Below are 14,764 nucleotides of genomic sequence, written 5' to 3'. Positions count from 1 at the left end.
GCGTACGAGATCGTCGATCCCATGACATGGGACATCGACAAGCTCGATCTCGAGGCGTACCTGGCCCGGATCGGACACGACGGCCCGCTCGCGCCGACATATGAGACGCTGCGCGCGCTGCACCTGGCGCACGTGCGCTCCATCCCCTTTGAGAACCTCGACGTGGTCCTCGGCCGGGGCGTCGCCCTCGACGTGGGCAGCCTCCAGGACAAACTCGTCACGGGCGGGCGCGGCGGCTACTGCCACGAGCAGAACCTGCTGTTCGCCGCCGCGCTCGAACGCCTCGGCTTCGCCCTGACCCGGCACCTGGCCAGGATCCGGCTGGGCCGCCGCCACCTGCCGCGCTCGCACGCCACGCTCACCGTCGAGGCGGACGGCCGCACCTGGCTGGCCGACGTGGGCTTCGGCGGGGAGGGGCTGGTGGTGCCGATCGCCTTCGAGGACGGGGCGACGGCGCGGTCCGGCCCGTGGGAGTGGCGGCTGGGCCGGGACGGCGACTTCTGGGTGCTGCACGCGGGCCCGACCGAGCTGTACGCGTTTCGCCCGGACGAGCCGCACTATCCCAGCGACTTCGAGGTGGCCAACTTCTACGTCGCCAACAGCCCCCGCTCGCCGTTCGTCCACCACGTGCTGGCCCAGCGCACCACGGCCGACGCCCGCGTCCGCGCCGAGGACCTGGCGGCGAGCACGGCCGCGGAGCTGGCCGAGGCGCTGCGCGAGCACCTGGGGATCGAGATCACCGAGGAGGACGCGCGGGAACTGCTCCCCAGGCTGCGGGCGGACCTCACGGGCTGACCTCACTGGCTGACTCATTGGCCGGGCTCGTGCGCCAGCACCTGCCTGGTCAGCTCCACCCGGCTGTTCACCCCCAGCTTGGCGAACGCGTGGCGGAGGTGGCTGTCGACCGTGTGCGGCGACAGGAACAGAGCGGCCGCCGCCTCCCGGTTCGTCATGCCCTGGGCGACGAGCCGTACGACGCGCAGCTCGGAGTCCGTCAGCGCCGCCCACCCCCGCCCTGTCGCGCCCCGCCGCACCCTCCCCGTGGCGGTGCCGCACGCCCGGTAGACCTCGAGAGCCTCCTCCCGCCGCCCCGCCTCCTCCAGGGCCCCCGCCAGCCCGAGCGGCCGCGGGGCGTTCCGGTACAGCTCGATGGCCTCCTCCAGCCTTCCCTCCGCGTGCGCGAGCCCGGCCGCCAGGGACGTGACGCCGGGGTTGCGGCGGGCGAGGTCCCGCGCGCACGCGAGCACCCGCGGATCGCCCCGCCACCGCGCCGCCGTCCACGGCTCCTGCACGATCAGGTAAGCCAGCGCCCCGCCATAGGACGGGCCGCCAGGCGGGCCTCCGGACGGGGCGGCCTGGCCCGTCGCCTCGTCGAGGAGGTCGCGCCGCCACCGCAGCTCCTCGAACACCAGGCCGGGCCCCTTCCCGGCCAGCTCGCGGCCCCGGTCCAGGTGCTCTCGCGCCGCCTCCGTCTCGTCCCGCAGGAGCGCCACATGGCCGAGCACGCCGAGCAGCGCCGGGGCCAGCGCCATCGCCGAGAGCTGCCCGGCCACCCGCAGCCCCGCCTCGGCCTCGGCCGCCGCGTCGTCGAGCCGCCCCCAGGCCAGCAGCAGCTCGGCCCTGAACCGGTGCAGCAGCGGCAGCGCCCACGCCGTGCCCAGCCGCCCGGCCTCCCGTTCGACCACCGCGTACAGGCCCTCGGCCTCCTCGAACCGATCCAGCGCCGCCATCGCCGCGCCCAGCCACAACCGCGGATGCCGGTGGGCCGCCTCGCCGCCCGCCGCGTCGGCCAGCTCCACCGACCGTTCGGCGTGCCGCAGCGCGCCGTCGAGGTCGCCCCGGAACAGCGCCACGGTGGATCGCGCCTGCAACCCCACCACCTGGGCGAACACCTCGCCCTCCGCGACCGCTCCGGCCGCCGCCTCCTCCGCCGCGTCGATCTCGCCGGTCATCATCAGCGCATGGGCCCGTACGGCCAGCAGCCGCGCCCGCTCCCGCCCCGGCACGCCCGAGCGGCCCAGCACCCGGCCGGTCCGCCGGATGACGCCCCGGTCGTCGCCGGCGTGCTTGAGCGCCTCGGCCAGCCCGAGCGCGACCCCCGCCTCCTCGGCCGCCGCGAGCGGAACGCCCAGGGAGTCGGCGAGCTCCCGGGCCTCGCCCAGCCGCCCCGCCGAAGCCAGCAGTCGCACGGCCCCGGCCATCAGCCCCGCATCCTCCGCGATCTCCGGCCCGGTGTCGCGGGGGTGGGCCAGTTCGAGGGCGCGCAGCATCAGGTCGGCGGCGGCCGAAGGGGCGGCGGCCGTCATCTCCTCGGCCGCCGCCCGCAGCTCCCGGATCGCCGCCGCGTCCCCCCGGCGGGCCCCGTGCCTCAGGTGCTCGGCCAGCTCGGCGGGCGGCCGGCCTTCGGCCCGCAGCACGGAGGCCGCCTCCCGGTGCAGCGCCGTCCTGATGGGCGCGCCGAGCCCGCCGTAGACGGCCTCGCGGATGAGGTCGTGCCGGAACGCCAGCCGATCCCCCTCACCGACGAGCGCACCCGCGCCCACGGCCTCCTGCACGCGCCCGAACAGCGCCCCCGCCGTCACCCCCAGCACTCCGGCCGCCTCGTGCACCGAGAACGGCCGCCGCAGCACGGAGGCCGCCTCCAGCAGCCGCCGCGCCTCGGCGGACAGGTCGCGCAGCCGTCTCTCGACCGCCGCCACGAACCCCGCAGGCAACTCCACCGTGCCCATGACCGGGTCCGCGCCGCCCGCCACGACCTCGGCCACGCCGCCGCGCACCGAGATCCGGCCCTCGGCCCGCAGCCCCGTCAGCACCTCCTCCAGCAGGAACGGATTGCCGCCGCTGCCCCGTACCAGCTCCAGCACCGACGGGCCGGGTTCGGCGCCGATCAGGCGCGCGCTGAGCTCGGCCGCCTCCTCTGGGCCGAGCGGAGGCAGCGGCATACGCGTGGCGCCCTCCTCGATGAGCCGGTCGACCGCCTCCTGCTCGGGGAGCGGCCGCCGTCCCAGCAGCCACACCACGGGGGACCCGGCCAGCCCCGGCACGAGCTGCCGCAGCGCCAGGCAGGTCAGCTCGTCCGCCCATTGCACGTCGTCCAGGACGATCGCCAGCGGCCGGGAGCGCGTGAAGCGCTCGACCGCCTCGCCGACCCGCTCGATCAGCCGGAACCCGCCACCCCCGAACCCCGTGCCCAGCGGCCCGCCGTCGGAGGCGAGCGGGCGCAGGAGGGTGGACAGGGGGGCCACCCGGTCCAGCTCGGTGGCACGGCCGAGCGCCACCGCCGTCCCGCGCGCCCGCGCCCGCCGCGCGGCCTCCTCCAGCAGGCGGCTCTTGCCGATGCCCGCCGGCCCCTCCACCACCACGCACCCCGACCCCGCCGCCAGGACCCCGCCGACGACCCCGAGCGCGTCTTTCCTGCCCACCAGTTCCCGGCCTGCCGACGTCACGTCCGGGAGTCCCACCCGCGCACCCGCGCCCGCACCACCAGGTCGTGCAGCGCCGCCTCCGCCGTGGCCCGCTCGGGCAGGGCGGAGGAGTCACGCGCCTCCTCCAGCGCCGCCGTCATCCGCTCCACGTCCGCCTCCAGGCCGAGCGTGGAGGGCGCGCGCACGTGCTCGGCCTCCACCTTGGCGGCGACCAGGTTCGGCAGGTACGCGGGCCCGTACGCGTACAGGCGCGTCAGGTCGGCCTCCAGCTCGCCGGTGCGCATGAGGTGCGTCCCGGTGGCCAGCACGCGGAAGGTGTAGAGCAGCGGCTTCAGCTCCAGGCGCTTGCTGAACAGCCGCCACTGCGTCCGCGCGAACCCCAGATAGTGGTGGGCGTGGTTCCGCGTCAGGCAGCCCGGGGCCAGCGCCACCAGCTCCTCGTGCACCGGCGACGACGCCACGACCAGCGGCGACAGCAGCTGCTCCAGCACATAGCCGTTGCGGCCCAGCAGTAACCGGCAGAACTTGGCCAGGTCGTGCGTCACCAGGTCCACCTCGACGCCGTCGCGCGTCCACATCCGCTCCAGCGTCCCGGGCCCGTGCCGCAGCCCCGCCACCTCCTCCACCGGCAGCACGTGCACGCCGCGCAGGTCCACGTCCGAGTCCACCGAGGGGAACCCGTACAGGTGCGCCCCGCTCACCGTCGCGAACACCAGCGGGTACGGCTGCTCGCCGGGGATCTCGGGCAGCCATCCGGGCAGCTTCACAGGTGCTCCTTCCGCACGCCGACCAGGAACTCCTCCACCCGCTCCCGGTCCGGCCGCTCGGGCAGCACGCTGCCGGCCGCGGCCACCTCGGCGGCCAGCTCGGCCCGCCAGGCGTCCACCTCCGCCCACGGCACCTCGCCGCGCCGGATCGCCAGCAGCCGCTCCCGGTGCGGCCCCACCTGGACCAGGGGCTCCCCATGGCGGATCAGGTGCAGGCCGCTGAGCAGCAGCCGGATCATGTGCATGGCCTGCTTCCACTTGGGCGCGGCCGGGTCGATCCGGCGGAACTGCGACTCGGCGTACCCGGCGAACGACTGCCGCGCCCGTTCGGACAGGAAGGCCCGGCGCAGCTCGCGCAGCCGCCGCCCGGCAGGCGTGATCACCTCCACGATAGGGGACCACAGGCACTCCAGCGCGGTGGGGTTCGCCTCCAGGGCGAGGACGCAGAAGCGCTCCACCTCCCACGAGAACTGCTCGGGCAGCGGCCCGTCCCGGTGCGTCGCCGGTTTCTCCAATCGCCAGAACGCGGCCGTCGGCGCCACGAAGACGCCCCGCCGGTCGGTGTCGGAGGCTTCGGTTTCCAGCCCGTACGCCCTCGACCCCATGACGACGGTAAGGATCATGTCATCGGTCACCCGGATATCTTGCGCCATGGGGCCGTGGACTGGTCTGATCGATAAGTGAGCGGTTATGGCGAGGCTTACCGGTGCAGCATCCGGCAACCCGACGACTTCTGGTCCGAGGCGGCACTGGGGATCTCCTGGGACGTGGCGCCGGCGACCGTGACGGCCGGCGGCCGGTGGTTCCCCGACGGGCGGCTCAACACCTGCTTCAACGCGGTCGACCGGCACGTGGCGGCCGGGCGCGGCGACCAGCCGGCGCTGATCCACGACAGCCCGGTGACCGGGACGGCCCGCACGTTCACGTACGCCGAGCTGCTCGACCAGGTGGCCAGGACGGCCGGCATGCTGCGGGACCTCGGCGTGACGGCGGGCGACACCGTGGTGATCTACATGCCCATGGTGCCGGAGGCCGTCGTCGCGATGCTGGCCTGCGCGCGGCTCGGGGCGGTGCACTCGGTGGTGTTCGGCGGGTTCGCGGCCAGGGAGCTGGCCGTGCGGATCGACCACGCCAGGCCCAAGGTGGTGCTCTCCGCGTCCTGCGGCATAGAGCCGACGCGGGTGGTGGCGTACAAGCCGCTGCTGGACGCCGCGCTGGAGCAGGCCGAGCACCGGCCCGCCGGATGCGTGATCCTCCAGCGGCCGCAGGCCCTGGCCGAGCTCGAAGAGGGCCGCGACCTCGACTGGGCGCGGGCGGTGCGCGACGCCGAGCCCGCCGGGTGCGTCAGCGTGGCCGCCACCGACCCGCTCTACATCCTCTACACCTCGGGCACCACCGGCCTGCCCAAGGGCGTGGTGCGCGACAACGGCGGGCACGCGGTCGCGCTGCACTGGAGCATGTCCCACGTGTACGGCGCCGCCCCGGGCGAGGTCTACTGGGCGGCCTCCGACGTGGGCTGGGTGGTCGGGCACTCCTATATCGTGTACGGGCCGCTGCTGGCCGGCTGCACGACCGTGCTGTACGAGGGCAAACCGGTCGGCACCCCCGACCCGGGCGCGTTCTGGCGGGTGGTGTCCACGTACGGCGTGCGCACGCTGTTCACCGCGCCGACCGCGATCAGGGCCATCAAGAAAGAGGACCCATCCGGCATTTTCGCGAAAAAGTGGGACCTGTCCGGGCTGCGTTACCTCTTCCTCGCCGGCGAACGCCTCGACCCCGACACCTACCACTGGGCCTCCGACCTGCTCGGCATCCCCGTCATCGACCACTGGTGGCAGACCGAGACCGGCTGGCCCATCGCCGCCAACTGCGTCGGCATCGAGCCGCTGCCGCTCAAGCCCGGCTCGCCCACCAAGCCCGTCCCCGGCTGGGACGTACGCATCCTCGACCCCGACGGCGACGAGTGCCCGCCGGGCGTGGACGGCGCCGTCACCGTCAAGCTGCCGCTCCCGCCCGGCGCGCTGCCCACCCTCTACCGCGACGAGGCCCGCTTCGCCCGCTCCTACCTGGAGCGCTACCCCGGCCACTACCTCACCGGCGACGGCGGCCACGTGGACGCCGACGGCTACCTCTACGTCATGGGCCGCATCGACGACGTGATCAACGTCGCCGGGCACCGCCTGTCGACCGGCGCGATGGAGGAGGTGATCGCCTCCCACCCCGACGTGGCCGAGTGCGCGGTGATCGGCGTGGCCGACGAGCTGAAGGGCCAGCTCCCCGTCGGGTTCGTGGTGCTCAAGGCGGGCGCCGAGCGCGACCCGGCGGAGATCGAGCGCGAGCTGACCGCCCTGGTGCGCGAGCGCATCGGCCCCGTCGCCGCCTTCCGCCACGCCGTCGTGGTGGCCCGGCTGCCGAAGACGCGATCGGGCAAGATCCTGCGGGCGACCATGCGGGACATCGCCGACGGCAACCCGTACACCACGCCCTCCACGATCGAGGATCCCGCGGCGTTGCCGGAGATCGAGGAGGCCGTGAAGCGAACATGACGGCCCGGTAACTTCCGCCAGAAAGCCCGGCCGAACAGCGCATGATGGGACATCCCAGTCCCGGGAGAAGGTACATGATCGAGACCCCGAGCTACGCCGATGCCCTGAGGATCCTCGGGTGCAAGGACGCCCGGCTCGTCAAGGTGGTCGGGTTCGCCGCGGCGGCGGCGCGTACCGGCTGGGCGCTGGCCGGGGCGGGGCAGCTCGCGACGGGCCTGGTGGACATGCGCAACAGCATCGTCGGCTACGGCGAGGACGTCGTGCGGCGCATGCCCGAGCTGAAGAGCGGCGTCGACCGGTTCACCCGCACCCAGCGGCTGGCCGCCGCGCACGCGGTGATCGTCATCTCGGCCTACTTCGAGGCGTTCGGCGAGGCGAAGCTGCCGTTCACGCTCGACCAGCTCGACCGCGGCGGCAAGATCTCGCACGGCGTGCCGACCGCCGAGCGCTTCGCCCGGCTGGTGGCGAGCCTGCTGCTGGAGCGGCTGCCCACGCCCGAGCCGCACCTGCCCTACTCCGAGACCCGCCTCGCCGTGGAACGTGCCTACCAGCGCATGTCGGAGGCCATGGCCGGATACGTGGGCGGGCTGAGCGTCTGGGACGACCTGACGGTCGACGATCAGCTCCTGCTGCCCCGCATGCTGGCCGAGGGCCCGCCCGCCCGCGCGCTGCGCATCTACGACGAGGACTACCGGTCGCTGGCGCTCGACAGCCACGAGTTCGGGGTGCGCAGCCTCGTCTCCGAGAAGCCGCCGCCCGCCACGGCGCTGTCGCGGGTGGCCTGGCTGCTGGCTGAGCTCGCCCCGCCCCGGGTGGGCGACCGGCCCGTGATCCACCTGGCCAGGATGGCCGCCAACGCGCTCGACCAGCCCCTCCTGCACGCCGGGAAGTCGCCGGAGGACGTCTGGCTCCCGCTGCTCGGCGAGGGCTACCTCAGCCCCCGCTTCCGGGTCGCCGAGCTGACCCAGGACGCCGCGCCCGCGCAGCTGAGCTGGTGGGAGGAGCAGCGGTCGCTGCCCGACACCGAGGCGTTCCTGGTGGGCCACCTGACCTCGCTGCGCGCCACCCAGGCGCCCCTGCTCGTGCTGGGCGAGCCCGGCTCCGGCAAGACCAAGCTCACCGAGGTGCTCGCCGCGCGGCTGGCCAGATCGGAGTTCCTGCCGATCCGGGTCGAGCTGGCCGGCGTGTCCGTGCGGGCGAGCGTCACCGAGCAGGTCGAGCAGGCCCTCGGCACGATGCTGGGGGAGGAGGTGGACTACGCCGAGCTGGTGACGGCCGCCGACGGGGCGATGCCGGTGATCCTGCTCGACGGGTTCGACGAGCTGGTCCAGGGCGGGGTCAACCGCCACGACTACCTCGAACGGGTGCAGGAGTTCCAGGCCAGGGAGGCGGAGCTGGGCCGGCCGGTGGCGGTGATCGTGACCAGCCGCACGGTGGTGGCCGACCGGATCCGGTTCCCCAAGGGGCTGCTGGGGCTGCAGCTCCAGCCGTTCGACGACGACCAGGTGCGGCAGTGGCTCAACATCTGGGGCCAGCGCAACCGCGGCCTGCTCGCCCGCCGCGACCTGAAGCCCCTGCCCGCCGAGGCGGCGCTCGTCCACGGCGAGATGGCCAGACAGCCGCTGCTCCTGCTGCTGCTGGCCCTCTACGACGCGGGCAGCAACGCGCTCCAGCACGACCACGGCCCGCTCGGGCGCGCCCGCCTGTACGAGGTGCTGCTGCGCGACTACACCGAACGCGAGACCGGCGGCGTGCGGCGGGTGGCCATCGACCAGGAGCTGGTCCTACTCGGCGCGGTGGCCCTGTCCATGCTGTCCCGCGGCCGCCAGGTCATCACCGACGAGGCGCTCAACCGCGACCTGCCCGCCCTGTGCCAGGGCGGCGAGGACGACCCCGGCGACGAGGAGGCCCGCGTCGACTGGGCGCGCAAGGCCACCGAGCGCTTCTTCTTCGTGCGCAGGAACGGGCACGCCTTCCTGCACGCCACGTTCGGCGAGTTCCTGGTGGCCTGGCTGGCCATGTACGCGCTGCGCGACCTCGACCGGCGCCGCCGCCTGGCCGGGGACGAGCCGCTCGCGCTGGTGCAGGCCGTGGACGACGACCTGCTGTACGCGGTCACGTCCCACTCGTGCCTGGCCGAGCGCGGGCCGATCGTCGGGTTCGTCCTGGAGCTGCTGGACGAGGTGCCCTCCGCCGTACGCGAGCGCTGCGTGGAGCTGCTGGCCGGGCTGCTGCGCCGGTCGCTGCACGAGCGGCCCCGCCGCCACTTCACCGGATTCAGGCCGGTACGTCACACGATGACCCGCCGCCTGGCCGCCTACTCGGCCAACCTCACCCTGCTCATCGTCTGCGCGTCCGAGCAGCCGGTCCGTGTGTCGTCGATCCTGTCCGGGCCCGACCACCTGGAGCAGTGGTCCTCGCTCAGCCACCTGTGGAAGGGGCAGCTCGGGCAGGAGGGCTGGACCGGGCTGGTGACCGCCCTGTCGGCGCACCGCGTGCTCGAGGACGGCAAGGAGGACGTCGTGCTCGGCGGCGCGGAGACCGGCGGCATGGGCGACGTCGTCGTCGCGGTCGCCACCGGCCACACGGTCCGGCACCGGCGCCTGCTCGACCTGCTGGTCGCGGCGCTGGGGGAGGGCCGCTTCCTGCCCTACCGGGACCGCCTGGCCATCCTGGACGAGCTGGTGCGGACCGTGGCCGTCCGGTCGCCGGCCATGCACCGGGCCCTGGGCGCGATGTGGACCGAGGACGGCGCCGACCACGCGGAGCTGCGGCCGCTCCTGCGCGCCATGCTCGCCGACCCGGCCGACCGGGTGGGCACCTGGGAGCAGCTCGTCAAGGCGGGCATCCCGGAGACGGCGCTCTGGGAGATCCAGGGACTGGACTGATCAGGACGTCTCGGAGCCGACGGGCAGCTCCACGCTGATCGTCAAACCGCCCTCGTCCCTCGGCGTGGCCGTGACCGTGCCGCCATGCGCCTCGGTGATCACCCGTACGATCGACAGCCCCAGCCCGCTGCCCCGGTCGGAGCGCAGCCGGTCGCCGTGCAGCCGCCGGAACGGCTCGAAGATCGTCTCGATCTCGTACGACGGCACCTGCAGCCCCGAGTTGGCCACGACCAGCTCGACCCGATCGGCCCGCCGCCGCGTCGTGACCCACACCTCACCTTTCGCGTGGTTGTGCCGGATGGCGTTCTCCACGAGGTTCTGCACCAGCCGCTCCACCAGCACCGCCTCGCCCGCCGTCGGCGCGGGGTCGAGCAGCCGGTGCATGGTCACCTCCCGCTCGGCCGCTTCTGCCGCCGCCTGGTCGAGCACGTGCTCGGCCACGTCCGCCAGGTCGAACGGCCGCCGGTCCAGCACCGCCTGCTCGCCCTCGGTCAGCGCCAGCAGGCCGTCGATCAGGCGCTCGTGGCGGGCGTTGACCAGCAGCAGCGACTCGCCGAGCCGCTTGACGTCGTCGGTCGCGTCCGGCCGCCGCACGGCCACGTCGACGAGCGTCCTGTTGATCGTGAGCGGGGTGCGCAGCTCGTGCGAGGCGTTCGCGACGAACCTGCGCTGGCCGTCGAACGAGCGCGCCAGCCGGCCGAGCATGGTGTCGTAGACGTCGGTCAGCTCCTTGATCTCGTCCTTGGGGCCGTCGTAGCCGATCCGCTCGCTCAGGTTGTGGCTCTGGGCGACCCGGCGGGCGGTGTCGGTGACGTTCCTGAGCGGGCGCAGCACCATGCCCGCCGCCCGCCAGCCGATCCCGAACGCCAGCCCGGTGCCGGCGAGCACCGCGAGCCCGCCGGCGGTGCGCAGGTTGGACAGGACGCTGGTCTGGTAGGTGGCGTGCACCTGGAGCGCGAACCCCCGGGCAAGCTCGTACCCGTCCTCGTACCGTGAGGACCACACGCGGTAGCCGGTCCGCGGGGCGCTGATGTGGTCGGGGGTGAACACGGAGGCCCGGTACTGGAACGTCGTCTGGACGACGAAGTAGACGGCGACCAGCGCGAGGGCGGCGACCACGAAGAACACGCCCGCGCTGACCAGGGCGAAACGCAGGCGCATGCTCATGGGATGCGGTACCCCGATCCCGGCACGGTCTCGATGACCTGCGGCTCGCCGAGTTTCTTGCGCAGCTTCATCATCGTGGTGCGAACCGTGTTCGTGAACGGGTCGATGTGCTCGTCCCACACCTTCTCCAGCAACGTCTCCGCCGAGACCACTGCTCCCTGGGCCCGCAGCAGCTCGGCCAGCACGCCGAACTCCTTGCGGGCCAGCGGCACGTACCGGCCCTCCCTGAACACCTGCCGGTGCGCCCAGTCCAGCCGCACCCCGGCCCGCTCCAGCATAGGCGGGTCGGCCCGCCTGGCCCGCCGCCCGAGCGCGTGCACCCGGGCCACCAGCTCCTCGAACGCGAACGGCTTGGGCAGGTAGTCGTCGGCCCCCAGCGACAGCCCCGCCACCCGCGAGCGCACGTCGCTCGCGGCGGTCAGCATGAGCACCCGCACCAGCCAGCCGCGCTCGACCACGGCCCTGCACACCTGGTCCCCGTGTACCTGCGGCAGGTCACGGTCGAGGATGAGCACGTCGTAGTCGTGCACGCCGAGCCGTTCGAGCGCCGCCTCCCCGTCATAGGCGACGTCGACGGCCAGTGCCTCCCCGCGTAACCCCTCGGCGATCGAGTCGGCGAGCATCCGCTCGTCCTCAGCGACCAAAACGCGCACCGTGCCCCCAAAAAGATCTTAAATGCCCGCCAGTCTGGCCTGGCAGGCATAACGCGCGCATAACCAGAATCGGTGACGTTCAGGTTATAGGCGGCGCGCTGGACTGGCCCCCCTGAAGCCGGGATCCTCCCGGCTGTCTCGGGGAGAAGACCATGGCGCCCACGCTCGTGGAGCCGCGCCCGGAACCTCTCGGCCCCCTGCGCGCCCACGGGCTGTTCGGGTGCGTGCTCGCGCTCGCCGCCGCGCTGCGCGTGCTGGTCATGCTGGGGTACGACACGGTGCGGCTCTATTGGTACGACTCGTTCACCTACCTGAACACGGCCGTGCACATGCGTCCGCAGGGCGCGTTCCACCCGGCGGGCTACTCGTGGTTCCTGTGGGCGCTGCGGCCGTTCCAGAGCGTGGAGCTCGTCGCGGGGGCGCAGCACGCGATGGGGCTGGGCGTCGGGGTGATGATCTACCTGCTGCTGCGCCGCCGGTCGCTGCCCGCCTGGGGAGCGGCACTGGCGGCGGCGCCGGTGCTGTTCGACCCGGCGTTCGTGCGCCTGGAGCACGCCGTGCTGTCGGACACGCAGGTGATCTTCCTCATCGTGGCCGCGCTGCTGGTGCTCATGTGGCGTGGTGAGGTGTCCACGCGGGCGGCGGCGGTGGCCGGAGTGCTCCTCGCGCTGGCCGGTCTGACCCGTACCGCCACCGTGCCGCTGCTCGGCCTGGCAGCCCTCTACCTCCTGCTGCGGCGGACGCCGTGGCGGGCGGTCCTCGCCCTGGTGGTGGCCGGAGCGCTGCCCCTGGCCGCCTACGCCGGCTGGTACGCCCAGCACCACGGCAGGTTCGCGCTCAGCGGCTCGGACGGCGTCGCCCTGTGGGCCCGTACCATGACCTTCGCCGACTGCTCGATCATCAAGCCGCCCGCGGACCAGGCCGCGCTCTGCCCGAACGGCACCGTCCTGGACGCCGCCTCCGAGTACGTCTGGGCTCCGGGGGCCTCGCTCAACCGCCTGCCCGGCGACCGGTTCACCCACAACGACCTGGCCAGGGCGTTCGCGCTCAGGGCCATCGCGGCGCAGCCCCTGGACTACCTGCGCGAGGTCGTCCGGGACACCTCGCTCGCCTTCACCTGGGAGCCCGTCGCCCACCCGAAGCGCATGAGCCCGACCACGGCCTTCCAGAAGGGCTCCTGGCCGCTGCCGTCCGGCCAGCCCCTCGTGGACCGGGTCAGGAAGGAGTACGACCCGGACATCCGGGGCATGCGGTCCGTCGAGCCGTTCGCCTCGATCCTGGCCGCCTACCGGTACCCGTGGTTCCTGCACGGCACGCTGTTCGGCGTCCTGCTGCTGGCCGGCGGCGTCGGCGCGGTGCTGCGCCCGCGCCCGGCGCTGCTGCCGTGGTCATTCGCGGTGTTCCTGCTCGTGGCGCCGGTGGCCGCGCTCGACTTCGACCACCGCTACGTCCTGCCCGCCATCCCCGTCGCCTGCGTGGCGGCCGCCCTGGCCGCGCGGCGGCTGACGCCGAGCCGCTCGGGTGGTTACCCCCATGGCTACGATCATGTTGCGCGCCCGAAGGCAACGGCGAGCGGGTCTCACGCGTCTTAAGAGGGTGGGGTGGCCGCCGCGGTGCTGGTGGGGGCCACCGTGACGAGCCCGTACGGTCATGGACGCGCTCCGCGATCGCCTCCGCAGGTCCCCCCGACTGACCTTTCCGATGCTGACACTTCGCCGGAATGTTACGTAATATCCGGTGGATCGTTCTGTGACCTGGCACTACGTGTTGTTGCCAGGGTTGTAGGTCACACGTCGGGCACATCGCCATCGATCGCCCTACGGACGTCGTCACCAGTGCCGATCATGAAATGACAGTACCGACTGAGCGTGAACGCGGGATCGTCGTGTCCTAGGTACAGAGCAAGAGAACGAATGTCCACACCCCGACGAAGGAGACGACTTGCGTAGGTGTGCCGTAGCTTGTGGTACTTATCCTCATAGGGGACTCGTACGATGCCGGCCTTAGCTAGAGCTGTGTCCCATGCGAGGCTGAGTGCCGAATAGCTTCGTAGGCGCCCATTACGACCCATGAAAACGCGCACGGTTACCGGGGGACCGGAAACCTTGTCCCATGGAAGTGTGACGGTTGTAGTCGGAAGTCCTAGCAGGAACGACTTCAGCGAGTGAGGGAGAGGAACGGTTCTAGTCTTTCGGCCCTTAGGAAGGGCAAACACCATTCCGCCCTTATGTTTGTTGTTCTCCCGAACCTGGCGCCTGATGTGAAGGTCATCCTCTACGATGTCATCAGGGGAGAGCCCCCAGATTTCACCGATACGCAACCCCGCTTCTGAACCAGCCTTCACTACGGGGTGATAGTGCTGACGAAGATTGGCGCTGATATCCGCCAACTGTTCGGGGGTGTAGGGAACGATGGTTTTGCGATCAGGCTTAGGCGTACTGATCAGCGGATTGTGCGGAACCGGGTTTGCAGGAATAACCTTTTTGTGAAACGCGAACTTGAGAATAGACGAGAGATTTGCTCTTAACTCGCGTTGCGTTGTTTGAGCTAGCCCCTTAGCTCCGAGACCCTTGAGCCACTGTTGGATAAGGTTCGGATCCTCGTAAAGATCGAATGCCTCCAGATCTCCGAACCCGTCGCAGAGAATATGGTTGGTGACTCGACTCGTGAGGGTCCTCATTGAGGATTCAGCGATGTTCCGAGAATTCAACCACTCTTGCCCGATGTCTCTGAGACGCATGATTTGCGGAGACTCAGGCTCACTAGGCGCATTCAGTTCAGTCTGAATCTGGATAACGAAAGCATCAGCGTGCTTCTCGGGATCCTTGCCGACCTTGTGACTGAAGTTGCGCTTAGGCTGATGCCGCTTGCCGTCTATCCAGACATCCCAGCGAACTTGCCAGCGTTCGCCTTGTCCGTGTGCCTTACTCGGAACTAGTTTGTGTTCCTTGCACTTCGGTTCGTCCGGTTTCGGGCGCGACTTGTGCCAACGGTCATAAACTACAACCGCCATTGACTCACCTCACCTCTTGGTTGAGGTTCCGTGCAGAGGTGAAGGGCTACACGTAGGGGGCACCTTTTTGAGGGGGGAAGTGCCCCTACGGGCATTGCGTCACTTCGTATTAGACTCTAGTGCTTCATCCTTTTCTTTCTGGTCTTGAAGCTGAGTGCGTAGATCAGATTCGGACTCCTCTATGAGGGTGTCACGTAGCCCCTGATCTATACGAGTGTTCGTGAGAAGCATTGGACGCTTGCGCCTCGCGACCCATGCGCCCCCTGTGGTCTGCTCTATGTTCCACGAGGGGAACTCTTTTTGCA

Annotated in this window: 10 protein-coding genes; 4 read left to right on the top strand and 6 right to left on the bottom strand. The window is 71.6% G+C overall.

Annotated elements, in window-relative coordinates; translation table 11 throughout:
• The first annotated feature begins 21 nt into the window (after window positions 1-21).
• Window positions 22-795 carry an arylamine N-acetyltransferase gene (locus ACIBI9_RS31450; RefSeq protein ID WP_397227113.1) on the top strand — a complete coding sequence of 258 codons (774 nt, stop codon included), beginning with the start codon at window positions 22-24 and terminating at the stop codon, window positions 793-795.
• Window positions 796-809: 14 nt separating this feature from the next.
• Here ACIBI9_RS31450 and ACIBI9_RS31445 read toward each other — a convergent pair whose 3' ends face one another.
• From ACIBI9_RS31445 to ACIBI9_RS31435, 3 genes are read right to left on the bottom strand one after another with little or no spacing between them, the layout of a single operon-like run.
• The gene (locus ACIBI9_RS31445; RefSeq protein ID WP_397227111.1) at window positions 810-3,461 is read right to left on the bottom strand and encodes an ATP-binding protein; all 2,652 of its coding nucleotides are present in this window, start codon (window positions 3,459-3,461) and stop codon (window positions 810-812) included.
• The gene (locus ACIBI9_RS31440; RefSeq protein ID WP_397227109.1) at window positions 3,443-4,192 is read right to left on the bottom strand and encodes a DNA polymerase beta superfamily protein; all 750 of its coding nucleotides are present in this window, start codon (window positions 4,190-4,192) and stop codon (window positions 3,443-3,445) included. The genes ACIBI9_RS31445 and ACIBI9_RS31440 overlap by 19 nt, the downstream gene beginning before the upstream one ends.
• On the bottom strand, window positions 4,189-4,827 hold the full coding sequence (locus ACIBI9_RS31435; protein ID WP_397227107.1) for a DNA polymerase beta superfamily protein: 639 nt from the start codon (window positions 4,825-4,827) through the stop codon (window positions 4,189-4,191). The genes ACIBI9_RS31440 and ACIBI9_RS31435 overlap by 4 nt, the downstream gene beginning before the upstream one ends.
• A 45-nt stretch (window positions 4,828-4,872) precedes the next feature.
• Between ACIBI9_RS31435 and ACIBI9_RS31430 the strand changes: the two genes are divergently transcribed.
• Window positions 4,873-6,738, top strand: coding sequence for a propionyl-CoA synthetase (locus tag ACIBI9_RS31430; RefSeq protein ID WP_397227105.1), 1,866 nt, complete (start codon window positions 4,873-4,875; stop codon window positions 6,736-6,738).
• 74 nt (window positions 6,739-6,812) lie between these two features.
• Entirely contained in the window at window positions 6,813-9,626 is a 2,814-nt protein-coding gene (locus ACIBI9_RS31425) for an NACHT domain-containing protein (RefSeq protein ID WP_397227103.1), read from the top strand.
• Here the strand turns inward: ACIBI9_RS31425 and ACIBI9_RS31420 are convergent, their stop codons facing one another.
• Window positions 9,627-10,787 (bottom strand): sensor histidine kinase, encoded by a 1,161-nt coding sequence (locus tag ACIBI9_RS31420; protein WP_397227101.1) that lies wholly within the window; start codon window positions 10,785-10,787, stop codon window positions 9,627-9,629.
• 2 nt (window positions 10,788-10,789) lie between these two features.
• Window positions 10,790-11,446 carry a response regulator transcription factor gene (locus ACIBI9_RS31415; protein ID WP_397227099.1) on the bottom strand — a complete coding sequence of 219 codons (657 nt, stop codon included), beginning with the start codon at window positions 11,444-11,446 and terminating at the stop codon, window positions 10,790-10,792.
• Window positions 11,447-11,598: 152 nt separating this feature from the next.
• On the opposite strand from ACIBI9_RS31415, the gene ACIBI9_RS31410 reads away from it, so the two are divergent.
• A complete protein-coding gene (locus ACIBI9_RS31410; protein ID WP_397227097.1) occupies window positions 11,599-13,038 on the top strand; it encodes a hypothetical protein in 1,440 nt (479 codons plus the stop codon).
• 194 nt (window positions 13,039-13,232) lie between these two features.
• Here ACIBI9_RS31410 and ACIBI9_RS31405 read toward each other — a convergent pair whose 3' ends face one another.
• A complete protein-coding gene (locus ACIBI9_RS31405; protein WP_397227095.1) occupies window positions 13,233-14,459 on the bottom strand; it encodes a tyrosine-type recombinase/integrase in 1,227 nt (408 codons plus the stop codon).
• Window positions 14,460-14,764 lie beyond the last annotated feature (305 nt).

The sequence above is a fragment of the Nonomuraea sp. NPDC050451 genome, assembly GCF_044458585.1.
Note: the sequence above shows the minus strand (reverse complement) of the source record. Positions and strands in the feature narration are given on the sequence as shown.